The following is a 24,811-nucleotide window of genomic DNA, read 5'->3' as shown; positions in this document are numbered from 1 at the left end:
TCAGCGCTCACGCCAGCGGTTTCTCGCCGACCGCGACTGTCACGTCGCGCGGCTCCCCGCCCCGCACGATGCCGAGCGTCACCGTCCTGCCGGCGCTTGGCGGCCCCAGACGCCGCAGCAGCTCGCGCGGCCCGCTCACCTCCTCGCCGTCCCAGGCCACGATGATATCGCCGAGCTGGATGCCGGCAGCCTTGGCCGGCCCGTCGTCGTCGAGGCTCATCACCATCGCGCCCTGCATGCCGGCGCCGCGCATCGGATGCAGGCTGGCCCCAAGATAGCCCCGCGCCACGTGTCCCTTGCTGTCGAGGGCCGCGACCGCATTTGCGATGTTCTCGTGCGGCATGACCAGCACGCGCCGCCGCGGACCGAACAGGAGCATGCCGAGCAGCGCCCCCCTCGCATCCAGCACCGGCCCGCCCTCAAACCGTCCGCCGGCCGTCACCGAAAGATTGATGCGGCGCGCGATCTCCCCGCCGCGCATCGACCGCCATGCGGGCCCGACGAGACCGACGGTCCCGAGGCTTGCCAGCCGTGCGTCCCAGGCCTGCCCGACGGCGATCGCCAGCGAACCCACGCGCGGCGGACCCGCCATCTCGAATGTCGGGATGCCATCGCTGCCTGTCGTGCGGATCAGCGCTACGCCGGTGGAGGGATCGCGACCGGCAAGCTCCGCCTTGACCTGCGCGCCCGACGCCAGGATGAGATCGAGCGTTTCGTCGTCTTCGACCGCCTCCTCGGCGGTCACGAAAAGTCCGTCGCGCCAGTGAAAGGCGCTGGCCGTGTGGTGCCCGCGCGCAAGACTGGCGGTGGCTGCGGCGGCCTTCTCGGCGATGTCTGCGACGGCATCCGAAAAGGCGCTGAGATCAAGGGCGCTCATGAAACTCTCCCGGGTTGCTGCATGCCCGGATATTGCGGTTTCTGTCGTCGCTTCCTACTCGCCTGACGGCTAGTCGAGCGTGCGGCTGCCCATCTGGCGAGGTCGCAGCCAGGCCCGACGGCTCTCCACATATAGGCATCGCCGCGCGCTGCCGCACCCACGACCGCCACGGTCGGGCGACAGGGAAATTCGCGCGGCTAAACAAGGGGATGGACGCGCTACGCGATTCAATCTCGCAACGCCGCCACCCAAGGAGAGACAGGGATGAGTGTCGCCGCCGAAAAAATGACGTCGGACGACGCAGCGCTTCTCGACGCCTACTCCGCCAGCGTCGCGGACGCCGTCGACCGCATCGGTCCCGCCGTCTGCCGCATCGAGATTTCGCAGCCGCGCGCCGGCCAGGGGTCCGGCTTCATCATCTCGCCGGACGGCCTGATCGTGACCAACAGCCATGTAGTCGGCGATGCAACCTCGGTGCGCATCGCGATACCGAACGGCGTCCATGCCGAGGGCCGCGTTCTTGGGCGCGATCCCGACACCGACCTCGCCCTCGTCCGCTCCCATGCAAGCTTTCCGGACTTTGCGCCGCTCGGCAATTCAAAACTCCTGCGCCGCGGCCAGATCGCCATCGCCATCGGCAACCCGCTCGGCTTCGAATGGACCGTCACCGCCGGCGTCGTCTCGGCTCTCGGCCGCTCCATGCGCTCCGCCACCGGCCGCCTGATCGACGACGTCATCCAGACCGACGCCGCCCTCAATCCCGGCAATTCCGGCGGCCCTCTCGTCTCGTCCGCCGGCGAGGTGATCGGCGTCAACACCGCGGTCATCCGCGGCGCGCAGGGCATCGCCTTCGCGGTCGCCTCCAACACGGCGAATTTCGTCATCTCCGAGATCATCCGCTTCGGCAAGGTACGGCGCGCCTTCATCGGCGTCTCGGCCGACACCGTCGCCCTGCCCCGCCGCGCCGCCCTCATGTCCGGCCTTGCCACCACCTCGGCAGTCCGCCTGCGCAAGGTAGAGCCAGGCAGTCCCGCCGACCGCGCCGGCCTCAATGAGGGCGACGTGATCGCCGCCATCGACGGTCAGCCCGTGACCGGCGTCGACGACCTCGTGCGCCTGCTCGACGGCTCGCGCATCGGCCGCGACACGCGTTGCCTGGTCCTGCGCCGCTCAACCGCAGTCGAACTGACCGTGGTGCCGGAGGCGCGGACCGCTTGAGGGCTACCGCCACGCGGCCGCGGGCCTAGTCGCTCGCGTGACCATTTACAGCAACTCAGAGCGCGCCTATCTTCTATACTGCTCGGAGTTTTCTAGAATGGGCATTTCCATTAAGAATGACGAAGTGGAAGCGCTTGCGCGCGAGCTTGCGGGCCGCCGGCAGGTGTCCATAACCGAGGCGATCCGCCAAAGCCTTCGCCGCGAAGTGGAGCGCGAGCGTCTGGTTCCGAGAAAGTCTGACGGCGACCTGTTGGCCGAACTCGTGGAGATCAGCGACCGCGCGTCAGCTTTGGTGCGCCCCTCGAATCTCAGCGACGACGAGATCCTCGGCTATGACGAGTTCGGGGCTCCGACCAGATGATCGTCGACACCTCGGCGTTGGTGGCGATCCTTCGCGCCGAACCCGACCGCATGATTTATCTCAACGCAATCGTCGCTGCGGAGCAGCGCTTCGTTGCCGCGCCATCTCACCTTGAAACCAGCATGGTGCTGGTGGGCTCAGGATCTCCGGAAATCCTCGACGAACTGGAGGCGTTCCTGAACCGAACGTCCATGGTTGTCCTGCCTTTCACGGCCGACCATGCAGCGGTCGCCCGAGCCGCATTCCTGCGCTACGGCAAGGGCCGCCACCCGGCAGCCCTCAACTTTGGCGACTGCATCGCCTATGCTGTTTCCAAGCTCGAAGCGATGCCCCTCCTGTTCAAGGGCGACGTCGCGCGAGCGGCATGACGCGCCTTCCATCCTGCCGGCCCGCGTTTCCTACTCTGCCGCCGTTCCCTCCTGATACTGCGCCAAAAACTCAGCGCTCGGCTTGATCGGCTTGATGACGTCGATCAGCACGCCGCACGGATCGCGCGTGATGAAATGGCGCTGCCCAAATTCCTCGTCGCGCAGCGAAAGCAGGATGGGCAAGCCGGCTGCCCGTACGCGCTCGTAGACGGCATCCGGGTCCTTTACCTCGAAATTGATCAGCAAGCCCTGCGTCTTGGCCCGGTTGCCTGCCGGGATCGTCTCGTGGTCCCAGCGCACGATGCCGAGGTTGACGCTCATGTCCTCGGTCGAACGCAGATGCGCATACCAGTCGTTCTCGAACAGCGCCTCAAATGCAAAATGCCGCTTGTAGAAGGCCGCCTGTCCCGCAACGTCGTCGCTCATCAGGACCGGGTAGTAGCTGGTTGTTTTCATGGGGTTCCCTTTCCTCCTTCATGGACATACAGTCTGCATGTTTCTCGTGATTAACATACAGGCTGCATGTATGCAACAGGAATCCGGACGGCGCTCGAACAAGGAACGCACGCAGGCCACGCGCGCCGCCCTTCTGGGCGCTGCAAGGCAGCTCTTCATTGAAAAGGGTTATGCCGACACCGGCACGCCGGAGATCGTGGCGGCCGCGAATGTCACGCGGGGCGCGCTCTACCACCACTTCGCAGACAAGCAGGCGCTGTTTCGCGCTGTGGTCGAGAACGAGGCCGCGCTGGTCGCCGACGAGATCGACCGGGCCGCGCCCGACGATTTGCCGGCCGGCGAGGCGCTGATCAAGGGCGGCGACGCCTATCTGCAAGCCATGGCGCTGCCAGGCCGAACGCGGCTTCTGCTGATCGACGGCCCCGCCGTGCTCGGCCGCGCCGGCATGGACGAGATCGACGACCGCCACGCTACCCGCTCCCTGCGGGCGGGCATAGGCTTTGCCGTGAAGTCGGGAGCCTTGCCCCGGAACCTGCCGGTCGAGGCGACCACGCTTCTCCTGTCAGCCGCCTTCGACCGCGCGGCCCTGGCGATCGAAACCGGGGGCGACGCTGCTGACTACCGCGCCGTGCTCGCCGCCCTGATCGACGGCCTGGCAAATCGGAAATGACGCAGGATCGCCGCCTGGCCGGTCAGTTGAACAGTCGCTCGCCCTGCTCGTCGATGAGTTGAATGCCCTTTCGAATCGATACTTCGACGGCATCCTCCAGGCCCGCGAAGCGATCTGCCCGCACGAACCTGTGCTCCTTCACGACGCCGCCAACCTCCTTGGAGACGGTGCCGCAGGTCTGGAACTGACCGCCTTCCTTGAACGGGGTTGCGCGCACGACAAACCCCTTGTGCTCGACTTCCTTGGCGACTTTGCCGCCGGTCGAGGCGCCCTCGCCTTCGGACGCATCGCCCCCAAGTCCAAACAAACGCTTCAGGAACGACATCGCTAGGCCCTCGAATGAATGTGTTTGCACCGTAGCCAATCGAGGCCATGCCGTCGAGCGATTGCAGGATATCAGGCACTCAGGTGCAACAGCACTTCGCGACGATGCGGCGGCAGGCGGTGCTCGAACAGGTAGAGTCCCTGCCACGGCCCGAGCGCCAGACGTCCGGCGGTGATCGGAATGCTGACCGACACCGCTGTGAGCGCCGATTTGATATGCGCCGGCATGTCGTCGGCGCCTTCCAGGCGGTGCTCCAGATAATCCATGGATGGATCGTCCGCCGGGGGAACCAGCCTTCGGAAGAACGCCTCCAGGTCGCGACGCACGTCCGGGTCGGCATTCTCCTGGATCAGCAGGGAACATGACGTGTGGCGGACGAAAACGGTCAGCAGGCCGATAGTCGCCATCATCTCGCGCACGAAGGCGTGCGCGCGGTCGGTGAACTCATAGAGACCCGGACCCGACGTCTGGATGACAAGGGTTGTCTGGCTCATTCCTGTCCTCGCATGCGCCGAACCGCAGGGCTGCGACCGCTCATGATGTGCCCGCCCTGCCTGTAGACTATTTTTCGGAGAGTGCGAGTTTTGCGCCGAGCGCCACGAACGCGGCCGCGAACGTGCGCCGCAGCCACGCCATCACCGACGGCCTGCCCACCACCTGATCGCGCATGGCGGCCGCGAACAGCCCGTAGATGGCGAAGACGATGAAGGTGGCGGCCATGAACACGCCGGACAGTTCGAGCATCCGCATCAGCGGGTTGGACTCCCCGGCCGGGATGAATTGCGGCAGGAAGGCGACGAAGAAGATCGACAGCTTCGGATTGAGGATGTTGACCAGCACGCCGTCGGTCACGATCCGCCAGGCCGAGCGCGTATCGGCCTTCGCTTCCACCTTGAGCGCCCTGTTCTCGCGCAGCGTCTGCCAGGCCATGTAGAGCAGGTAGACGACGCCGGCATACTTCACGATCCCGTAGAGCAGCGCGCTGGCGTGGAGGAGCGCTGCGATGCCCATCATGGCGGCGACGAGATGCGGCACGATGCCCAGCGTGCAGGCGAATGCCGCGAGCAGGCTCGCCCGGCCACCGCGCGCGAGTCCCGCCGCAAGCGTGTAAATCACGCCGGTGCCGGGAGACGCCACGATGATCAGGGTGGTCAGCAGGAACTCGATCGACATCAGTTGGGACCTCCATGGCCGGCGCGACGATAAAGCATTTTGCAGCCAGACGGAATCGTCTGGCGTCGCACGAATGCGGCTCAAAAACAGGAGGAGCGGCGGATTTGCATTCGTCAGAATGCCTGCCGCTCTGTTCAGGTCGGGCCGGGGTGGAAGCTGCCCCAAAAGGGAGTTTTCTCAGAGGGGCGCGAGTTTCAGTTGCTCCAGGCACATCGACACCGAAGGCGCCCTGGTCGCGGTCAGCGTATCCGTGCTGCTCATCTCCAGGATGTCGGCATAGCCGTTCGGGCCGAGCTGCCGGTGGACATGGGTGACCAGCGTGTTGGCGTCGATCACCCAGACCTCTGGAATGCCGAAGGCGGCATAGACGCCGCGCTTGCGTCCAAGGTCGTAGAAAAGGCTCGTATCCGCCACCTCGATCGCCAGCAGCACATGGTATCCGCGCATGTCCCCGGGAAAGATTGATCGGGGAAACACGCAGAAGTCCGGCTCGAGGAAACTGGTGTCGTCCAGTCGGAGCGTGGTTTCCGGAGCGATCGAGAGATCGTCCGCCACGCTCCTCTGGAAATGCCTGTTCAGTTCGATCTTCACCATTTCGTGGCGACCGCCTTTGGGCAGCATCGGCACCACCTCCCCCCCGATGAGCTCGAACCGTTCGTCCTCCCCAATGATGCCGGCCCGCACCATCGCCTCGATTTCCGCGACGGTCCACGCACGCCGCGGCATCCCGTCGGCCGCTTGTGTGGTCCCGGGCATCGAACCAAACCGGATTGCGTGCTCGTTCATGCCGGCGATCCTAGCAGAGGTTCGCCTGCACTGCACGTGCGCGCGTCACGGTCGAAACCGACTGCTCTGATCCTATCGGGGTGTCACCCAAGCGAGTTGATGATCTCGCGATAGGCCTTTTCCGAAAACGCCTTCATGGTTTGGGTGCGCACGTTCCCGCCCATGCCGACGCGCAGCGCGAGCCGCGCCATCACGGCGTCGTCCGGCGCCTCGCACACGGCGACCATGTCATACTTGCCCATCGTCAGGTAGAATTCGCGGAACTCGCCGCCCATGTCGGCAAGCTCCTTCCTCACGGCGTCGAGCCGCTTTGGCGACTCCCTCACGGCCTTGATACCTTGCTCGGTCCAGTTGATCAGCAGGATGTAGGTGGTCATCGCAACCTCCCTCCGGCGCCGTGCAGCATCGGATCAGGATGGCCAACGCCGGTCCGTTCGCCCACCGCGACCGAAACTATGATCCCGCCGCTCCCGGGCGGCAAGCGATCCTGCGGTCGGGAAAAAGAGAAGGGCGACCGAAGCCGCCCCTTTCAGAAGTTTCATGAATGCGCTGCTGGACGGCCTAGCTGTCCAGGAAGCTCCTGAGCTTGCGCGACCGCGACGGGTGCTTCAGCTTCCTGAGCGCCTTGGCCTCGATCTGACGGATGCGCTCGCGCGTCACCGAGAACTGCTGGCCGACCTCTTCGAGCGTATGGTCGGTGTTCATGCCGATGCCGAAGCGCATGCGCAGCACGCGCTCCTCGCGGGGCGTGAGCGAGGCGAGCACGCGCGTGGTCGTCTCGCGCAGGTTCGCCTGGATCGCCGCGTCTATCGGCAGGATGGCGTTCTTGTCCTCGATGAAGTCGCCGAGGTGGCTGTCCTCCTCGTCGCCAACCGGCGTTTCGAGCGAGATCGGCTCCTTGGCGATCTTCAGCACCTTGCGCACCTTCTCGAGCGGCATGGCGAGCTTTTCGGCCAGTTCCTCCGGCGTGGGCTCGCGACCGATCTCGTGCAGCATCTGGCGCGACGTGCGGACGATCTTGTTGATCGTCTCGATCATGTGCACCGGGATGCGGATGGTGCGCGCCTGGTCGGCGATCGAGCGGGTGATCGCCTGCCGGATCCACCACGTCGCATAGGTCGAGAACTTGTAGCCGCGGCGGTATTCGAACTTGTCGACCGCCTTCATCAGGCCGATGTTGCCTTCCTGGATGAGGTCGAGGAACTGCAGGCCGCGGTTCGTGTACTTCTTGGCGATCGAGATCACGAGGCGCAGGTTCGCCTCCACCATCTCGGTCTTGGCGATCGCCGCCTCGCGCTCGCCCTTCTGCACCTGGTTCACGATCTTGCGGAACTCGGCGATCGAGATGGCCGTCTCGGTCGCCAGGCTCTGGATCTCGGAGCGCAGGTCGCGGATCGTGTCCTTCTCGTTCCTGGTGAACTCCTTCCAGCCGCGGCTGGTGAGGTTCGAGATCGACTTCATCCAGTTCGGATCGAGCTCGGAGCCCTGGTATTCCCTCAGGAACTCGTCGCGGCGCACGCCATAGCTTTCGGCCAGGCGCAGGAGCTTGCCCTCGTTCTGCACGAGCCGCTTGTTGATGTCGTAGAGCTGTTCGACCAGCGCCTCGATGCGCGCCTGGTTGAGCGACAGCGACTTCACCGCCTTGATGAGCTGGTCCTTCAGCTCCTTCAGGCGACGGTCCTGGCTGGGCGAGAGCGTGCCCGCCGCGGCCAGCCGGTTCTCGACCTGCTGGTCCTGCAGCTTGCGCAGCTTCTTGTAGGTGTCGGCGATGACGTCGAGCGTCTCCATCACCTGCGGGCGAAGCTCGGCCTCCATCGCCGCCAGCGACAGGTTCTGCTCGTCCTCGTCGTCCTCGTCGTCCTCGCCGCGGTTCTCGCCGCCGACATTGGTGACGTCGTCTTCCTCGTCGCGGCCGCGGCGCGCGCCGCCGCGCGCCTCTTCCTTCGGCTTGTCGTTCTCTTCCGTGCGCTCGACGATCGGCGCCTGCTTGGCCTCGGGGCCGGCATAGGTCGCCTCGAGATCGATGATCTCGCGCAGCAGGATCTTCGCCTCGTTGAGTTCGTCGCGCCAGATGATGATCGCCTGGAAGGTCAGCGGGCTCTCGCAAAGACCCGCGATCATCGTTTCGCGGCCCGCCTCGATGCGCTTGGCGATGGCGATTTCGCCCTCGCGCGACAAGAGCTCGACCGATCCCATCTCGCGCAGGTACATGCGCACGGGATCGTCGGTCCGGTCGGTCGGCTCTTTCTTGGTCGTGGTGGCGGCAACCGCCGTGCCGGTCTGCTCGGCCAGTTCGGTCGCCTCTTCCTCGGCGTCGCCCTCGGCCTCGGCTTCCTCGCCGCGCTCGTCATCCTCGACGACGTTGATGCCCATGTCGGACAGCATCGCCATCGTGTCCTCGATCTGCTCGGAGGTCACCTCCTCCGAGGGCAGGACCGAGTTCAGCTCGTCCATCGTCACATAGCCGCGCTTCTTGGCGGCCTTGATCATCTTCTTGACTGCATCGTCGGAAAGGTCCAGCAGAGGGCCGTCGGTCGTGCCCTCGCGTTCGGTCTCGACCTCTTCCTTTTCCTTTGTCGCCATGCCTTGCTTTCTCCGAGCCGCCGCGCTGCGTTGCGTCTGGCGGCATCCTTGTGTCCTTATGGACCTGACGCCGAAAGGGCCCGCGAGTACCGGGCGCCCTATGCCTGTGCTAACGCCGATATCTGGGGCGGGGCGCGTTCCCCGTCCAGTCCATCAGCGCTACACACTGTTGATGTTACGCGGCCTATACCGCACGCTCGCTTCCCGAATCGTCCTGATTCCGACATTCCCATGGGTCGTCAAGCGCCTCTGGCATGATTCGCGTTAAAAAAGCGAATCAATTGCCGCAGAACCCGACGGCTGCATCGGTTCCACACGACGCCACGCTCAAGCGATCTCTCGATCGAAGCGAAGGGCGCATTGCCCGCCCTCGGCATCGAATTCGCAGAAAATCGCCATCGTTGGCTGCATGGTGTGAAGCACGACTTGGCTCAACTCATGCCGCTGCGCCCCGACGAAACCCCAAACCCCTCGATCAGCGCCTCGGCTGCCTGCGCGTCGCGCATTTGTGCCTTGACCTCTACGAGATGCAGGTAGTTCTCGTCCGACGGATCGGTCGCAAGCGCCGTTTCCGCCGCTTTCAGCTCCCTATGTAAGGTGCGGGTGGAGACGTGCAAGTGGAGCGCCTGCGCGAATGCGTCGCGCGCATCCTCTGCGGCGGCCTCCGCCAGGGCCGGCCACTGGCGCGCCCTTTTGACCAGTTCCACCGCCCTTTCCCAGATTTCCGTAATGCCGGCTTCCGCTATGCCGTGGATCACCGCGTCACGATCCGCGTTCACGTCGTGGGCCAAGGTGTCGAGCAGCACCGCGTGAAGGCGGCGCAGCTCGGCGTTCGTCAGGTCGAGGAATTCGACATGCTCGAAATACTCCTCGACCAGCGCCGGGTGGTTGACGATGGCGACGACCAGGGTCGCCTCGCGCAACGGCATCACGTCGCCGCTGCGCTTGAGCAGGGCCGAGCGCCCGAGGCTTTCGGTGATCGGATTGCCGCCGCCCCGGGAAGCCCAGGGACCCGCCTGACGGTCCTTGGCGCCCCCTCCTCCTGGCGGACCGCGGCGCGCAGGTCTCGTCGAGCCGAAGAAGCGGAGCATGCGATCGCGCATCTCCTGTTGATAGTGATAGCGCAGGCTCTCGTCCTTGATGCGCGACGTCAGTTCGCGCAGCGATTTCTCGAGATCGGCGCGCCGCTCCGGCGTCTCGAAGGTCCGGCCGGACGTCTCGCGCGACCACAGGAGGTCGACCAGCGGCCGGGCCTCGCCAAGCACTGCGCTGAACGCCTCGCGCCCGTCGCTGCGCACCAGGTCATCCGGATCCTTGCCTTCCGGCAGCAGGGCAAATCGGACGGTGCGGCCCGCCTCGACGACCGGCAGCGCCAGGTCGGCCGCCCGCCAGGCGGCCTTGAGGCCGGCCTGATCGCCGTCGAAACAGAGCAAGGGCTCCGGCGCCATGCGCCAGAGGAGTTCAAGCTGGTTTTCCGTCAAGGCGGTGCCGAGCGGCGCCACGACGTTCTCGAAGCCCGCCTGCGCCAGCGCGATCACGTCCATGTAGCCTTCGACCGCGATCACCGTCTCGGTCTTGTGCAGGGCCTTGCGGGCGCGGGCGAAATTGTAGAGGACGTTGCCCTTGTGGAAGAGCTCGGTCTCCGGCGAGTTGAGATACTTGGCCAGCGCATCGCTCGCCATCGCGCGTCCGCCGAAGGCGATGATGCGCCCGCGCGAATCCGGAATCGGAAACATGATGCGGTCGCGGAATCGGTCGTAGGAGACCGGCACGTCCTCGAAGACGGTCAGGCCGCAGGCTTCCATCTGCGCCTTCTCGACGCCCTTCCCGGCCAGGAACTCCTTCAGCGCGTTGCGGCTGTCCAGCGCATAGCCGATCCGGAACGCCTGCTGCGTCGTTGGCGCCAGCCCGCGCTCGCGCAGATAGGAGCGCGCCTTTGCCCCTTCCGCGGTCTGCAGCTTCTGCTCGAAGAACTGCGTCGCCAGCTCCATGACGTCATGCAGGCTGGCGCGCTCCTTCTCGCGCCTTTCCTCATGAACGTCTCGCGCCGGCATCGGCACTCCGGCCATGTCGGCCATCCGCTCCACGGCTTCCGGGAAGCTCAGGCCATCCAGCTCTGTCAGGAACCGGAAATGGTCACCCGAAACGCCGCAGCCGAAGCAATGGTAGCGGCCCTTCTTGTCCTCGCAGTGGAAGCTCGGGCTCTTCTCGCCGTGGAACGGGCAACACGCCCACCAGTCGCCCTTGGCGGCATTGGTCTTCCTGCGATCCCACGACACGCGCGCGCCGATGACCGATGAAATCGGCACGCGGTCGCGAATCTCGTCAAGGAAGTTGGGTGAAAAGCGCATGGCCTCGCTGTCGGTTGCCGATACATATAGGCGCGGAGTGCCTGGCGCGCGACCGGTGCAGGGCACGCATACCCGCGATTCACAGGCCCGTCGAGTTTTTGCTGAAAGCGAGGGCAGGCGCGCCGGCTGTACGACGCGCCTGTAGCAGGCATATTGGAAAAACCTCGGAAATCGCCTATGTTTCCGGAGCGGATCGGCGGATTGCTCCGCCGATCCTTTCCTTAGATGATCACTTGGACCCGGAACGAGATTGTCCAGCCCGTCCGGGTCCTTGTGATTCTAAGGGTAATGCCGAATGGCGATCGCCACATAGCACTACCTCCGTTGAAGGCGAGGCCGTCGCCACGGTCGGAGCGGCCGATCCCCTCCGATGGCGCGGGCTGGCTCCGCGCTTGCTGCTTCCGCCTTCGCCTTGCATTCTGATGGCCGCACGCGTTCGTCTCAACTTGCGCGAACGCGCAATGTCACGGCCCGGCCGCAGTTCACGACCAAGCGCGCGAGCCGTGCAACTCTCGGCTGGCATCAAGAAAAGCTGAACCCCGCCTCACAAACTCTCGGTTGCCGTATCGCGCGACCCATGATTTGACGGCCACCCAACTCACCGGTCGGCCCATGTCTCTCCCGCTTCTCGCCCTGTTCATCGCCGCCTTCGCCTTCGGCACCACGGAGTTCGTCATCGCCGGCGTCCTGCCGCAGGTGGCGCAAGGCCTCGACGTGTCCATCCCCACGGCGGGCTATCTCGTCTCCGGCTATGCGATCGGCATCGCCGTGGGCGGCCCGCTGCTGACGCTCGCGACCGCACGGCTTTCGCGCAAGACGCTGCTGGTCGGGCTGGCGATCGCCTTCACCCTCGGCCAGCTCGCCTGCGCGCTTGCGCCCGACTTCGCGTCCATGCTGGCGATCCGCGTCGCCGTGGCGATCGCGCACGGCGCTTATTTCGGCGTGGCCATGGTGGTGGCCGTGGGGCTGGTGCGCGAGGACCAGCGCGGCACGGCCGTCGCGCTGGTCCTCGCCGGCCTGACCATCTCCAACATCGTCGGCGTCCCCGCCGGCACTGCAATCGGCAATCTCTGGAGTTGGCGCGCCACGTTCTGGGCGATGTTCGGCCTCGGCCTTCTTGCCACTGCCGCCATGCTGCTTCTCCTGCCCCGCAACACGGGATCGTCGGACCGTCCTGCCGGCTTCAGACGCGAGGTGCGCGTCCTCGGCCGCCAGCAGGTCTGGACCTCCCTCATCCTCATGCTGATGCTGATGATCGGCCAGTTCGTGCCGTTCACCTATATCGCCCCCATGCTTCAGGAGGTCACCGGGCTCGATGCCGCGTTCGTGCCGTGGGTGCTGCTGCTCAACGGCGTCGGCGCGACGCTGGGTGTCTTCCTTGGCGGAAAGCTTGCAGACTGGAAGCTTATGCCCTCCCTCATTGCTCTGACGGCGATGCAGGCGGTCGTGCTTGCGGCGATGTATCTGGCGAGCCCCTACCCGATTCCCATGGTCGGCGTGATTTCGGTCTGGGGCTGCCTCAGCTTCGCCATCGGCACGCCCGTCCAGACCCGCATTCTCCGCTGGACCGCCGACGCCCCCAACCTCGCATCCTCGATGATCCCGTCGGGCTTCAATATCGGCATCGCCCTGGCCGCATCGGTCGGCGCGATGATCCTCAACGCAGGCCACGGCTATCGCAGCCTTCCGCTGCTCGGCGTCGGCGCGATGCTGCTGGCGTCGCTCGTCGCCCTGCTCTCCTATCACTTCGAGCGCCGTAGCGGCGCCGTGCCGCCGCGCCTGGACATGGCGCGATCCAACCGATGCGCCCAGGCTGCATGAATGAAGAAGGCGGCCAGTTCTGGCCGCCTTCGCATTCCCGGTTTCAACTCGGCTTAGCGTCCGGCGACGATGCCGGCGATCAGGCCCGAGGCGATCCCGACCAGCAGATAGTCGTTGTCGACCTTGATCCAGTGCTGGCCGTGTCCCGGCCGCCTCAGGCCGTGATGGTGCCAGTTTCGCACCGCGCGATGGCGCTTCCAGTCCGAATACTTGTGGCCGCGCTTCCAGTGGTGCCTGCGTTCGTAGTCCCGGCGCGTTTCATACTTTTTGCTCTGATGGCGGCGATCCCGGGCGTCGTACTCCCGGCGCTCGTGCCTGCGGGAGTCGTGCCGCTGCGGCCCGTGCCTGTCGGAGACATATTCGACGCTGGCCTGCGGCGCATGGGAGGGCGCGGCTTGCGCCTGCACCGCGGGCGCCAGCATGGAAAGCGCGACGGCAACGAGAGCGAGACGTTTCATGAAATACTCCTTCGTTCTGACGCCTGAGGAGTATCGTTCGCGATGTGAACCGAAGCTGAACGTCGACATTAACGTTGCGTAATGATTCCAGCATCTTGCGACGGTTGATTGATGAACGCCGGAATCGTCGTGCAAAGCAGCCCGCTCCTTTGCACGCCCGAGTACCTATATTGATGGCGTGGCGCCCCGTGCACTCTCGGGCGCTGCGGAAGACACGTCCGCCGACCCTGCCCTTCGCTCGGGGGACCGCGCGCGGCATGGACCCGAAACATTATCCGGCTAAGATACTCCGATCCAAATGAACCTGATTCGCACCCCTGATTTTGTGCCCCGGCGATCGCGCGCATGCGGTCCCGGCAGCGCTTTGGCGGCCTCGCGATGAGCGGCTCCATCGTCCTGCTCAACCTTGCCGGCGCAGTCGCCCTGCTGCTGTTCGCCACCCGCATGGTGCGCACCGGTGTCGAGCGCGCCTATGGCGACGTGCTCCGGCTGAAGCTCCGCTCGATCCTCAGGAATCCGCTGATGGCGGTCGGAGCCGGAGCGGCCCTCGCCATCGCCCTGCAGAGCGCGACGGCAGTGGCGCTGATCGTCGGCTCCTTCGCCGGGTCCGGTATCGTCAGCGGACAGGCTGGCCTTCTCGCCGTACTGGGCGCCGACGTCGGCTCAGCGCTTGTCGTCAAGCTGCTCAGTTTCAACCTCAGCCTGCTGGTTCCTGTCTGCCTCGTCGCCGGCACCATCCTCTTCATGTCGACCAGCCGCCGCGACCTGTTGCAAGTCGGCCGCATCCTCATCGGCATCGGCCTGTTGATTCTGTCTCTGCGCCTTATCGGCGAAGCCTCTGAACCGCTTCGCGAAAGCCGGCTTCTGCCGGTCATCGTGAACTATCTGGCGGGGGATCCGGCAACGGCCTTCCTGGTCGCCGCGATCATGACCTGGCTGTTCCACTCCAGCGTCGCGGCCATCCTGCTCGTCGTCGCGCTTGCAGCCCGGGGCCTCGTTCCGGCGGAGCTTGGCATCGTGCTTGTCCTCGGTGCCAACATCGGCGGCGCGCTCATCGCCGTCATGCTGTCACGCACCATGCCGCCGATGGCGCGCACCGTCCCTCTCGGCAACCTCATCCTGCGCGGCAGCGGCGCGATCATCGCCCTGATCGCCTTCGTCTTCCTTGCCCCCGACGCCACCTTGCTCGGTACCTCGCCCGCGCTCCAGATCGTCCATGCGCATATCGCGTTCAACGTCGCTCTTGCCGTGATAGGCATCCCGCTCGCCGGCCTGGTCAGCCGCCTGGCAGAAAAGGCCGTGGCGCTCGGCGGCCCCGCATCCACATCGGAATCCCTCGAGACTGCCGAACTCAGCGCCCTCGACCCGGGCGCCCTGGGGACTCCCACCCTCGCGCTCGCCAACGCCACGCGCGAGGTCGTGCGCGTCTGCGAGACCATCGAGATCATGCTGAGCCGCATCATGGAGCTGTACGAGAGCGCGGACGAGGACAGGATCAAGGCGCTGGCGGCGCTGGACGACCGGGTCGACCGCCTGTATGCGGCCATCAAGCTCTACCTTGCCAAGATCAACCAGAACGCGCTGTCGGAGGATGACGCGGTCCGCTGCCTCGAACTGATCGACGCATGTGTGAAGCTCGAGCAGGTCGGCGACATCATCGTCCGCAACATGCTCGTCCACGTCCGCAAGAAGCTGAAGCGCGGCCTCACCTTCACCGACCAGGGCTGGCGCGAACTGTCGGCCTTCCACGCGGCGGTTCTCGCCAACGCGCGTCTTGCCTTCAACGTGGTCGTTTCACGCGATACCGGCGCGGCGCGCCTGCTCGTCCAGGAGAAGGATCGCCTGCGCGACCTCGAGAAGGCAGCGAGCCGCAGCCACTTCTCCCGCCTCGGCGAAGGCTCGGAGAGGAGCGTCGAGACAAGCTCGATCCATCTCGACACCATTCGCGATCTCAAGCAGATAAATTCCCTGCTCGCCTCCATCGCGTACCCGGTTCTCGAGCAGCAGGGCCTGCTGCGCGGGTCGCGGCTCCAGGCGGAGTGAGCCCTTCGAGCATTTTGCAGCCAGACGAAACCGTCTGGCGTCGCACAAATGCGACTGTAGAACAGATGGAGCGGCGGACTGGCATTCGACAGACCGCGGCTCCAGGTCAGCGCTGGCGTGGAAGATTGCCCTCGCGCCCCGGCAGCGCCGCTGCCGCGAGCGCCTGGTTCGACTGATCGACTTCACGCACCCATTCCCGCCAGATCGCGACGAGCAGCGCCATCAGCACCGGTCCGACGAACAATCCCAGGAAGCCCATGGTCTTCACCCCGCCGATGAGCCCGAAGAAGGTCGGCAGGAAGGGCAGTTTAATGGGACCGCCGACCAGCCTCGGCCGCAGCGTCTTGTCGACGATGAAAAGCTCGATCGAGCCCCAGGCGAACAGGCCGATGCCGGCGATCGGCGACCCGCTGGCGATGAGATAGACCGAGACAAGGCTGAAGGACAGCGGCGCGCCGCCCGGTATCAGCGCCATGATGCCCGTCAGCACCCCGAGCGTCACTGGTGACGGCACGCCGGCGATCCAGTAGGCGACGCCGAGCACGATGCCCTCGCCGATGGCGATCAGCGTCATGCCCATGACGGTCGAGCTGATGGTCGCCGGCACGATGCGGGAGATGCGCTCCCAACGCTCCGGGAACACGCGCTCGCCGATCGTGTCGATCTGCGCGGCGAAGCCGGCGCCGTCGCGATAGACGAAGAACAGCGCGATCAGCATGAACAGCAGGGTCAGGAATAGGTCGAAGACGCCTGTGCCCGCCGCCAGCAGCCCGCGGTAGATGCTGCCGATATTGGCGCCGCTGATCAGTTGCACGAGTTCCCCGACCGCGCCGGGATGCCCGATGTAGCGCAGCCACTGTTCGTCGAGCCACGTCCCCACGATCGGCAGCGCTGTGATCCAGTCAGGCGTGATCGCGCCGGTACGATTGGTCTCCACGGCCCAGTTGAACCACTGGGTGATCTCGTCGACCGTATAGCTGACGGCGACGATGACCGGCAGGACGAGGAAGCCGAGGATCAGGAGGATGGCGACCGATGCGGCGGTGGTCCGGTTGCCGCCGACGCGGCGCAGGAGGTCCTGGTAGATCGGCCAGCTGGCGAAGGCGATGACCAGCGCCGCCAGAACAGGCACCAGGAAGCCGTGGAAGAAATAGATGCCCGCTGCGAAGACGAGGACGAGCAGCCATCGCGCCGCTGAAACGGGCGATATGAGCGCCGTGCCGGGCGCGGAATTGCCCAGCCACTGCGGCGCACGCTTCTTGGGTCGCTCGATTTCGTTCAACTGCGGTCCTCGACTGTTGCGGAGTGACTACGCCCCGCACCCGAATATTGGCAAGAACTTTGCGCGGTGCGCAATGGTTGCCGTGGCGTCTTGTTTTGCCATCTTCGAGTTCAAGCCCCCTTGCCGCAGCGTCGGTCGGCGACTTTCGGCAGGCTGGGCATGCTTCCGCGCCTCACACTCTCGCCTTCCACGCCGCAAACCAGAAACCGGCGCAAAGCGTCAGCGATCCGGCGAAGATGGCGCCGAGCACCGCGCCGTAGCCGCCACTCGCCTGCCAAAGCAGCGCGGCCCCCAGCGGCGCCAGCGCCGTCATCACGTTCATCGGGGCGACGAGCGACCCGTTGATCGCCCCATAGCCGTCGCGCGACACCATTTCGGGCACGGCCATGCCGCGCACGATGGTGATCATGCCGTTGGCCGCCCCGTAGAACACCGCGACGGCGGCGATCACCAGCACGTCGGGTGGCGCCAGAGCAAAGCCGATCACGGCAAACGGAAACACCACGACGATGGCCGATCCCAACCAACGCAGGGGCGCGTCCGGGGCGAAAGCCCCGATCAGGAAGCGGCCTGCCACCTGCGCCGGCCCGATGACGGTCAGCACCGCGACCGCGCCCGTCGAATCGAGGCCCCGCTCGAGCAGCAGCGGGAAGAAATGATACGTCAGCGACGAGAACGCGAATGCGTAGGAGACGAAGGCCAGCATCAGGCCCCAGAAGGACGGTCTGCGCATGGCAGCTGCGACTGCCGCGCGGCCGGCGACCGGCAGCGGCTCGCCGGGCTCCGCAGCGCGGACGGGGACATCACGAGGCTGATCGATGGCGAGGAAGTTCAGGCCGCCGCAGACGATCACATTGACGGCCGCCATGGCCAGCAGCGCCCCGCGCCACCCCTGGGTTTCGATCAGGAACTGGATGATCGGAATGAAGACTGTGCTGGCGAAGCCGCCCCACAGCGTCAGCGCCGTGATGCCGCGGCGCGCATTGGCGGCCCCCACGCGACGGGCGACGACGGCGAAGGCCGGCTCGTAGAGTGTGGCAGCTTGCATGCAGCCGAGGACAGCCAGAACCGCATAGAAGGAGACCAGGCCATCGACCTGCGACCAGGCGACGAGTAGCAGGCCTGCAAGCACGGATGCGCCCGACATCAAGATCCGACCATGGCCCCGGTCGATCGCCGCCCCTACTGGATATGCCGCAAGGCCGGCCAGAAGCATGCCGAGCGTCGCCGCCCCGTAGAGCGTCGCCTTCGACCAGCCGAGCTCCGCACGCATCGCCTCGGCGATCAGGGGAAAGCCGTAGAACAGCGTCCCCCACGAGCATAGCTGCGCTGCGCCAAGGGCGCTTATGAACCAGCCCCCGCCCCCTGCGGCAGGCTTCACGCTGCACTCTGGCGGCGCGCGGCCCTGGCGATGGCGGATTCGACTGGCGGCTCGGGCCGGAGGCTAATTGCGCCCCAGCCCGGGCCGTCCGGGCCGGCGCCCGTTCCAATCAAGATGCGATTCACGTCCACCCCGACCATCGGAACCCCGCCGAACGTCGCCTCAGACTGCTCTGGGAATGTACCCGGACTCTACTGGAGCATTCCCTTCACGATGCCGCTCGCCTTGCCGAAATCCATCTGGCCGGGAAACTTTTCCTTCAGCGCGTTCATGCATTTGCCCATGTCGCGCAGGCCGTCGGCGCCGACTTCCTTGATCACCTGCTGGCAGGCGTTGCGCACCTGGTCGTCGCCGAGCTGCTTCGGCATGAAGTCGCGGATGATCGCGATCTCGTCGCGCTCCTGTTCGGCGAGTTCGACGCGGTTGCCCTCTTCGAAGGCCTTGGCGGATTCCTCGCGCTGCTTCACCATCTTGGTCAGGATCTGCAGGATCTCGTCGTCGTTGACCTGGTCCTTTCCCTGCCCGCGATTGGCGATGTCGCGGTCCTGGATTGCGGCATTGATCAGCCGCAGCGTCCCTGTCCGTTTCTTGTCCTGTGTCCGGATGGCCGTCTTCAAGGCCTCGGAAATTTGCTCGCGCATCTTGGTCTCCTGTCGCAGCGTCTATCAGAATAGCCTTGCCGCACTGCCGAAGCAATTCGGCTGCCCGACTTCAAGCCATTGGATTCGTTGATGAAACTATTTTGCCTGCGGAGACGATGGGACAGTTGACCCGTCACCGGCCATACCCTATGTTCCGCGCCTTGCATGGACTATGTTTTCGCGCATGGGAGGTCGCCGGATGGCGGCAACCCGTGCTTTTCGCTGCGCCATATGGCCCTGGACGGACCTGTGTTCAAGGGGCGCGGCGCGCCACCGATGGAGCACGACCTTGACCGCTAAGACACCCGCCTGGGAGATCGAGAAGCCGACCGCACTGCTGGTCCTGGCTGACGGCACGGTCATCGAGGGGCGCGGACTTGGCGCTGCGGGAACGGCCGTGGCCGAGGTTTGCTTCAACACGGCGCTGACCGGGTATCAGGAAATCCTGACCGACCCGTCCTATGCAGGCCAGATCGTCACCTTCACCTTTCCCCACATCGGCAATGTCGGCGCCAATGACGAGGACATCGAGGACCTGACGCCCGCCGCGCGCTTCGGCGCCGTCGGCGCCGTGTTCAAGGCGAACGTCACCGACCCGTCGAACTACCGCGCCGCCGGCCACCTGGACCAGTGGCTGAAGCGCCGCGGCGTCATCGCCATGTCGGGCATCGACACGCGCGCGCTGACCGCCCTGATCCGCGAGAAGGGCGCGGCGAATGCCGTCATCGCGCATGCGCCCGACGGCAAGTTCGATGTCGAGGACCTGAAGCGCCAGGCGAAAGCCTGGTCGGGCCTCGTCGGCCTCGACCTGGCCAAGGAGGTCACGTCCGGCCAGTCCTCGCAGTGGACGGAAACGCCATGGGTCTGGAACGAGGGCTACTCCACGCAGGAACAGGCTTCCATGCACGTCGTGGCGATCGACTATGGCGTCAAGCGCAACATCCTGCGCCTGCTCACCGGCCTTGGCGCCAAGGTGACCGTGGTCCCGGCCAGCACCGGCGCTGACCAGATCCTCGCCATGCAGCCCGACGGCATCTTCCTGTCCAACGGCCCCGGCGACCCGGCCGCCACCGGCGAATATGCCGAGCCGGTGATCAAGGACCTGCTCAAGACCGACATCCCCGTCTTCGGCATCTGCCTCGGCCACCAGATGCTGGCGCGGGCGCTCGGCGGCAAGACGGTGAAGATGCACCAGGGTCATCACGGCGCCAACCATCCGGTGAAGGACCACACCACCGGCAAGGTCGAGATCGTCTCGATGAACCACGGCTTCGCGGTGGACTCGAAATCGCTGCCGGAAGGCGTTGAGGAGACTCACGTTTCGCTGTTCGACGGCTCGAATTGCGGTATCGCGCTCAAGGGCAGGCCCGTCTTCTCGGTCCAGCACCATCCCGAGGCTTCGCCCGGCCCCCAGGATTCGCACTACCTCTTCAAGCGTTTCGTCAATCTCATCCGCGAGAAGAAGGGCGAGCCCGCACTGGCCGAGCGGTAGTCTCCGGCGCCGCATGCCCGTCTCCTGACCGGCGCTGATGCCGCCGGTCGGAATGCGTCGTCGCGCACGCTGTCGTCAACTCTTCGCCACATGATCCGCCATGTGCGCGCCCCGCTCGCCCATCGGCTGCGGCGGGCCCGTGGTGGAATCGACCGCGGTCTGGTGCTCCATCTCGGAGTTCAGCTCCGCGCCCACGATGAGGATGGTGACCGACAGCCACACCCAGATCATGAAGCCGATGACGGCCCCCAGCGATCCGTAGGTGGCGTTGTAGTCCGCAAAGTTCTGCAGGTAGTAGGAAAAGCCCGCCGACACGACCACCCAGACGACCGTGGCGAGCGTCGCGCCCCAGGTGAGCCAACGCCACTTGGCCCGCTCCCGCGAGGGGCCGTACCGGTACATCAGCGCGATGCCGAGCCAGATGAAGACGAGCATCAGCGGCCACCGCGCCAGCGAGATGATCGTTTCGGTCCAGGGACCGAGCCTGAGCAGCGCGAGCACCGCAGGCACCACGCCGACCGAGACCATCAGCACCACGCCAATGAGGATCGCGCCGAGCGTGAAGAAGCCCGACCAGAGATTCAGCCGGATGAACCCGCGCTTCTCGGTTTCGTCATAGGCGATGTTCATCGCGTCGAAGAGCGCCTTCACGCCGCTGTTGGCGCTCCACAGCGCGATGACGAGACCGCTGACAAAGCCGATGCTGAGCGCCTCCCGGTCCTGTGAAGCCAGTGCGTTGAGCTGGTTGCTGATGATGTCCAGTCCGCCGCGCGGCAGCATGCCTCCCAGGAAGGCGACATGCTCCGCGATGGTGCGCGGATCCGCGACGAATCCGTAGATCGACACGAAAGCCGCCAGCGCCGGAAACAGGGCAAGCAGCAGATAGTAGGTGGCGCCCGCTGCGATCAACAGCACGCGGTCGTCATTCACCTCGTTCCAGACCCGTTTCAGGATGCGCCACCAGGCGCGCCCCGACAGTTCCCCCGGCCGCCGCGCCTTCCGCCCTGGCGCGCCATCGCCCCAATCCACACGCGACGTTCTGGGATCGATCGTCTTTTTCTCGTCCATTGCCGCTGCCCATGCTCGCTCTTTGACACGAACGCCGGCGTGCGCATTTGGTTCAAGACGGAAGCCGGAGCCCGCACTGCCGGCGACCACCGTGTTCCAGCGCCCGCCTCGGCGGCAGAACAGCCGACGGTTGAAATTCGGGCTTCGAGCCTTTATCTCGCCGAACAGCCAGACCAACAGGATGCGCACAGCAATGGATTTCAACCCGACCGCAACGCCACTTCGCCTTGCCGCCGGGGAACTCCATATCCATGCCTGCTTCCATCACCCTTTCCAGTCTTGCCTGGTCCACGCCTGAGGGCCGCCCCCTCTTCTCCAATCTCGACCTGAGCTTCGGCCGCGAACGCGCGGGACTCGTCGGACGCAACGGCGTCGGCAAGACGACACTCCTCAGGATCATCGCGGGCGAGTTGGCGCCGCTCTCCGGGGCGGTCTCCACGGACGCTACGCTGGGCGTTTTGCGCCAGACCGTGCAGGTCGAGCCGGACGAGACCGTCGCCGATCTTTTCGGCGTTGTCGAAGGCTTGGCGCTCCTGCGCCGTGCCGACAGCGGCGAAGCAACCTTGGACGAACTTTCACATGCCGACTGGACGCTCGAGACGCGCCTTGCCGCCGCGCTGGCCCGCCTCGGCCTTGACGTTCGCCCCGAGACGCCGCTGATCGAACTCTCCGGCGGCCAGCGCACGCGCGCGGGCCTGGCCGCACTCGTCTTCTCCGAACCCGATTTCCTGCTGCTCGACGAGCCGACCAACAATCTCGACCGCGAGGGCCGGCAGGCCGTGATCGAGCTTCTCGCAGGCTGGCGCGCCGGCGCCATCGTCGTCAGCCATGACCGCGATCTGCTCGACACGATGGATGCCATCGTCGAGCTGACGACGCTCGGCGCCACGCGTTACGGCGGCAACTGGAGCTGCTACCGAGAACGCAAGGCGCTGGAGCTCGCCGCTGCACGGCACGACTTGTCGGATGCGGAGCGACAGGTCGCAGAGGTTCAGCGCAGCGCGCAGCAGAGGGCGGAACGCAAGGCCCGCAACGACGCAGCCGGCCAGAGGAAGGCACGCAAGGGCGACATTCCCCGCATCATGATCGGCGGGCTGAAGAACCGCAGCGAGAATACGAGCGGCGCCAGCGCCCGGCTGGCCGAAGACAGGCGCAACCAGGCGATGGAAGCGGCGGAAGCCGCGCGCCGACGCATCGAGGTCCTCCAGCCGCTGTCGTTCGCGTTGCCGCCGACCGATCTCCCGGCCGGCAGGATGGTGCTTGCCTTCGACACCGTGACCGCGGGCTACGAGCCCCGCCGGCCGATCCTTCGCGACCTGTCCTTCACGATAACCGGTCCCGAACGAGTCGCGGTCATCGGCCCCAATGGTTCGGGCAAGACCACGCTGCTCGCGCTGGCGACCGGTCAGTTGCAGCCCTGGTCGGGCTCCATCCGGCGCGGCGTGCCGTTCGCCATGCTCGACCAGCGCGCGAGCTTGCTCGAGTCCGCGTCCACAATCCGTGACAATTTCCTTCGCCTGAACCCTGGTGCGAGCGAAAATGACTGCCGGGCCGCTCTTGCCCGCTTCATGTTCCGCGCCGACGCAGCGCTTCAGACTGTCTCGACGCTCAGCGGCGGACAGTTGCTGCGCGCAGCACTCGCCTGCGTGATCGGCGGAGCCGCGCCGCCGAAACTGCTTGTCCTGGACGAGCCCACGAACCACCTCGACATCGATGCGATCGAAGCAGTCGAGGCAGGGCTGAGAGCCTATGACGGCGCCCTCCTGGCCGTCAGCCATGACGAGGCGTTCCTGCAGGCCATCGGCATCACGCGCCGTCTGGAACTGCCATTGTCCGGATATGGAGCGAGGCCGGCAACTTGATCGGCAGACCGCCCGGCGCGACGCGGATTCGCATCAGGCCGCGTCGAAAATGGTGGCGTTCGAGGACCGGAGCGGAGCGGACATCAGGTCCGTGAGCACCGGACCGCAGGACGACGCCATTTGCAGACCGCCGGGCGCGACGCGGATTCGCATCAGGCCGTGTCGAAAATGGTGGCGTTCGAGGACCGGAGCGGAGCGGACATCAGGTCCGTGAGCACCGGACCACAGGACGACGCCATTTGCAGACCGGCCTCATGCGAATCCATCAGATCGGGTTGTTGAACGTATCGCAGTCGGCGAGCTTGCCGCTCCTGAAGCCGCGCGCGAACCAGGTCTGGCGCTGCTCGGATGTGCCGTGATTGAAGCTCTCCGGCACGACATAGCCCTGCGTGCGCTTCTGCAGCGTGTCGTCGCCGATCTGCTGGGCGGCGTTCAGCGCCTCTTCGACGTCACCCTCTTCGAGCAGACCCTTCTGCGCCGTGAAGTGGCCCCAGACGCCCGCGAAGCAGTCTGCCTGCAGCTCGACGCGCATCGACATCTGGTTGGCCTCGACCTCGTTCATGCTTTGCCGCATCTGGTTGAACTTGGGCAGCACGCCGATCAGGTTCTGCACGTGGTGGCCCACCTCGTGCGCAATGACGTAGGCCTGCGCGAAGTCGCCGGACGCGCCGAACTGCTGGTCGAGCTGGGCGAAGAAGCTGGTGTCGAGATAGACCTTCTGGTCGCCAGGGCAGTAGAACGGCCCCGACGCGGACGACGCGAAGCCGCAAGCCGAGCGGATTTGGTCCGAAAACAGCGTCAGCGTGGGCTCGCGGTAGGTTTCGCCTTCGGCCTGGAAGATGCCGTTCCAGACGTCTTCCGTCTCGGCCAGCACCGTCGACACGAACTGCTTCATCTCGTCGGCGCTTTGCGTCCCGCCGGGACTTGTCCGGTTATCCGTTATCTGCCCGCCGCCGCCAGGCGCACCGCCGCCAGCCAGCATGTCGAGGGGATCTATGCCGCAGGCGCGCAGGGCAAAGAACAGGACGACCAGGATGACGATGGTGCCGAGTCCGCCGCCTCCGGCGCTGCGCCCGATCGGGATGCGCACCCTGCCCGGCCCGCCGCCGGGGAACCCCCCGGGAAAACCGCCACCGCTCCGGCCACGCTGGTCCTCGATGTTGGAACTCTGACGGCGACCCTTCCAAAGCATCGTAGCATCCCTCAAAACGCTGGCATTCGGCCGGCGGTTCGCCGGCACGAATGCCCGATAAATACAGGATGGGTCGGATCAAGTCACAGGAAAACTGGTATGAGACCGAACCCGGGCAGTCGGCTCGCTAGTCGCGCTGTTTGGCGCCCGCGCTGCGGCCGTCCGAACTCTTCGCGCGCTCCTCGAAGCGCTGTTCCCCTTTCTTCAGGTCGCTGCCCTTCCGGGCTTCCACCTTCCGCTCCTCTTGCGCGGTCGACTTCCTGAGGTCCCGGGCCGCCTCCTTGCCCGTCTTCGTCGGTGCCTGCTCGATGCCCATGGCGTGTCTCCGCTCTCGGATGGATGTGTGTGCTCAACAACGCAGTCGAAGTGCCGCCGTTCCCCGGAACTGCCGATTTTGCGCATC

The 24,811-nt window shown here is 65.7% G+C and carries 24 protein-coding genes; 8 read left to right on the top strand and 16 right to left on the bottom strand.

The window, feature by feature from the left end; translation table 11 throughout:
- Nucleotides 1–7: 7 nt before the first annotated feature.
- Nucleotides 8–877 (bottom strand): S1C family serine protease, encoded by an 870-nt coding sequence (locus PD284_RS10305; RefSeq protein ID WP_274628109.1) that lies wholly within the window; start codon nt 875–877, stop codon nt 8–10.
- A 264-nt stretch (nt 878–1,141) separates the two neighbouring features.
- On the opposite strand from PD284_RS10305, the gene PD284_RS10300 reads away from it, so the two are divergent.
- From PD284_RS10300 to PD284_RS10290, 3 genes are all read left to right on the top strand, one after another.
- Complete coding sequence (locus tag PD284_RS10300; protein WP_274628108.1) at nt 1,142–2,095, top strand: S1C family serine protease; 954 nt, start codon at nt 1,142–1,144, stop codon at nt 2,093–2,095.
- A 97-nt stretch (nt 2,096–2,192) separates the two neighbouring features.
- The gene (locus PD284_RS10295; protein WP_274628107.1) at nt 2,193–2,456 is read left to right on the top strand and encodes a type II toxin-antitoxin system VapB family antitoxin; all 264 of its coding nucleotides are present in this window, start codon (nt 2,193–2,195) and stop codon (nt 2,454–2,456) included.
- The gene (locus PD284_RS10290) at nt 2,453–2,824 is read left to right on the top strand and encodes a type II toxin-antitoxin system VapC family toxin (RefSeq protein WP_274628106.1); all 372 of its coding nucleotides are present in this window, start codon (nt 2,453–2,455) and stop codon (nt 2,822–2,824) included. Before PD284_RS10295 ends, PD284_RS10290 begins: the two co-directional genes overlap by 4 nt.
- Before the next feature lie 30 nt (nt 2,825–2,854).
- Here PD284_RS10290 and PD284_RS10285 read toward each other — a convergent pair whose 3' ends face one another.
- Complete coding sequence (locus tag PD284_RS10285) at nt 2,855–3,280, bottom strand: VOC family protein (protein WP_274628105.1); 426 nt, start codon at nt 3,278–3,280, stop codon at nt 2,855–2,857.
- A gap of 70 nt (nt 3,281–3,350) precedes the next feature.
- On the opposite strand from PD284_RS10285, the gene PD284_RS10280 reads away from it, so the two are divergent.
- Complete coding sequence (locus PD284_RS10280; protein ID WP_274628104.1) at nt 3,351–3,950, top strand: TetR/AcrR family transcriptional regulator; 600 nt, start codon at nt 3,351–3,353, stop codon at nt 3,948–3,950.
- Nucleotides 3,951–3,972: 22 nt separating this feature from the next.
- Here PD284_RS10280 and PD284_RS10275 read toward each other — a convergent pair whose 3' ends face one another.
- The 7 genes from PD284_RS10275 to dnaG form a co-directional block, all read right to left on the bottom strand.
- Complete coding sequence (locus PD284_RS10275; RefSeq protein ID WP_274628103.1) at nt 3,973–4,275, bottom strand: HlyU family transcriptional regulator; 303 nt, start codon at nt 4,273–4,275, stop codon at nt 3,973–3,975.
- 71 nt (nt 4,276–4,346) lie between these two features.
- The gene (locus PD284_RS10270; RefSeq protein ID WP_274628102.1) at nt 4,347–4,769 is read right to left on the bottom strand and encodes a secondary thiamine-phosphate synthase enzyme YjbQ; all 423 of its coding nucleotides are present in this window, start codon (nt 4,767–4,769) and stop codon (nt 4,347–4,349) included.
- 67 nt (nt 4,770–4,836) lie between these two features.
- Nucleotides 4,837–5,448: a LysE family translocator gene (locus tag PD284_RS10265; protein WP_274628101.1), complete on the bottom strand. Its 612-nt coding sequence runs from the start codon at nt 5,446–5,448 to the stop codon at nt 4,837–4,839.
- 177 nt (nt 5,449–5,625) lie between these two features.
- Complete coding sequence (locus PD284_RS10260; RefSeq protein WP_274628100.1) at nt 5,626–6,234, bottom strand: Uma2 family endonuclease; 609 nt, start codon at nt 6,232–6,234, stop codon at nt 5,626–5,628.
- Between the two features lie 83 nt (nt 6,235–6,317).
- Complete coding sequence (locus PD284_RS10255) at nt 6,318–6,611, bottom strand: GYD domain-containing protein (protein ID WP_274628099.1); 294 nt, start codon at nt 6,609–6,611, stop codon at nt 6,318–6,320.
- Nucleotides 6,612–6,795: 184 nt separating this feature from the next.
- Nucleotides 6,796–8,817, bottom strand: coding sequence for an RNA polymerase sigma factor RpoD (gene rpoD / locus PD284_RS10250; protein WP_274628098.1), 2,022 nt, complete (start codon nt 8,815–8,817; stop codon nt 6,796–6,798).
- Between the two features lie 431 nt (nt 8,818–9,248).
- Nucleotides 9,249–11,168 (bottom strand): DNA primase, encoded by a 1,920-nt coding sequence (gene dnaG / locus PD284_RS10245; protein WP_274628097.1) that lies wholly within the window; start codon nt 11,166–11,168, stop codon nt 9,249–9,251.
- Between the two features lie 612 nt (nt 11,169–11,780).
- On the opposite strand from dnaG, the gene PD284_RS10240 reads away from it, so the two are divergent.
- Nucleotides 11,781–12,989: an MFS transporter gene (locus tag PD284_RS10240; RefSeq protein WP_274628096.1), complete on the top strand. Its 1,209-nt coding sequence runs from the start codon at nt 11,781–11,783 to the stop codon at nt 12,987–12,989.
- Between the two features lie 53 nt (nt 12,990–13,042).
- Here the strand turns inward: PD284_RS10240 and PD284_RS10235 are convergent, their stop codons facing one another.
- Nucleotides 13,043–13,447: an RcnB family protein gene (locus PD284_RS10235; RefSeq protein WP_274628095.1), complete on the bottom strand. Its 405-nt coding sequence runs from the start codon at nt 13,445–13,447 to the stop codon at nt 13,043–13,045.
- 378 nt (nt 13,448–13,825) lie between these two features.
- Between PD284_RS10235 and PD284_RS10230 the strand changes: the two genes are divergently transcribed.
- On the top strand, nt 13,826–15,490 hold the full coding sequence (locus PD284_RS10230) for a Na/Pi cotransporter family protein (protein ID WP_274628094.1): 1,665 nt from the start codon (nt 13,826–13,828) through the stop codon (nt 15,488–15,490).
- Between the two features lie 106 nt (nt 15,491–15,596).
- On the opposite strand, the gene PD284_RS10225 is transcribed toward PD284_RS10230, so the two are convergent.
- The 3 genes from PD284_RS10225 to PD284_RS10215 form a co-directional block, all read right to left on the bottom strand.
- Entirely contained in the window at nt 15,597–16,772 is a 1,176-nt protein-coding gene (locus PD284_RS10225; protein ID WP_274628093.1) for an AI-2E family transporter, read from the bottom strand.
- A gap of 172 nt (nt 16,773–16,944) precedes the next feature.
- On the bottom strand, nt 16,945–18,153 hold the full coding sequence (locus tag PD284_RS10220; protein ID WP_274628092.1) for an MFS transporter: 1,209 nt from the start codon (nt 18,151–18,153) through the stop codon (nt 16,945–16,947).
- A gap of 191 nt (nt 18,154–18,344) precedes the next feature.
- On the bottom strand, nt 18,345–18,794 hold the full coding sequence (locus PD284_RS10215; protein ID WP_274628091.1) for a GatB/YqeY domain-containing protein: 450 nt from the start codon (nt 18,792–18,794) through the stop codon (nt 18,345–18,347).
- Nucleotides 18,795–19,083: 289 nt separating this feature from the next.
- Between PD284_RS10215 and carA the strand changes: the two genes are divergently transcribed.
- Nucleotides 19,084–20,286, top strand: a complete 1,203-nt coding sequence (gene carA, locus PD284_RS10210) for a glutamine-hydrolyzing carbamoyl-phosphate synthase small subunit (RefSeq protein WP_274628090.1) — start codon at nt 19,084–19,086, stop codon at nt 20,284–20,286.
- A 75-nt stretch (nt 20,287–20,361) separates the two neighbouring features.
- Here carA and PD284_RS10205 read toward each other — a convergent pair whose 3' ends face one another.
- Entirely contained in the window at nt 20,362–21,354 is a 993-nt protein-coding gene (locus tag PD284_RS10205) for a YihY/virulence factor BrkB family protein (protein ID WP_274628089.1), read from the bottom strand.
- A 251-nt stretch (nt 21,355–21,605) separates the two neighbouring features.
- Here PD284_RS10205 and PD284_RS10200 point away from each other — a divergent pair, with 251 nt between their 5' ends.
- Nucleotides 21,606–23,216 (top strand): ABC-F family ATP-binding cassette domain-containing protein, encoded by a 1,611-nt coding sequence (locus tag PD284_RS10200; RefSeq protein ID WP_274628088.1) that lies wholly within the window; start codon nt 21,606–21,608, stop codon nt 23,214–23,216.
- A gap of 265 nt (nt 23,217–23,481) precedes the next feature.
- Here PD284_RS10200 and ypfJ read toward each other — a convergent pair whose 3' ends face one another.
- Complete coding sequence (ypfJ, locus tag PD284_RS10195) at nt 23,482–24,408, bottom strand: KPN_02809 family neutral zinc metallopeptidase (RefSeq protein ID WP_274628087.1); 927 nt, start codon at nt 24,406–24,408, stop codon at nt 23,482–23,484.
- Between the two features lie 127 nt (nt 24,409–24,535).
- Nucleotides 24,536–24,724 carry a hypothetical protein gene (locus PD284_RS10190; RefSeq protein ID WP_274628086.1) on the bottom strand — a complete coding sequence of 63 codons (189 nt, stop codon included), beginning with the start codon at nt 24,722–24,724 and terminating at the stop codon, nt 24,536–24,538.
- Nucleotides 24,725–24,811 lie beyond the last annotated feature (87 nt).

Source organism: Mesorhizobium shangrilense (genome assembly GCF_028826155.1).
Classification (GTDB): Bacteria; Pseudomonadota; Alphaproteobacteria; order Rhizobiales; family Rhizobiaceae; genus Arvimicrobium; species Arvimicrobium flavum.
This window is presented reverse-complemented; position numbering and strand designations above follow the sequence as displayed.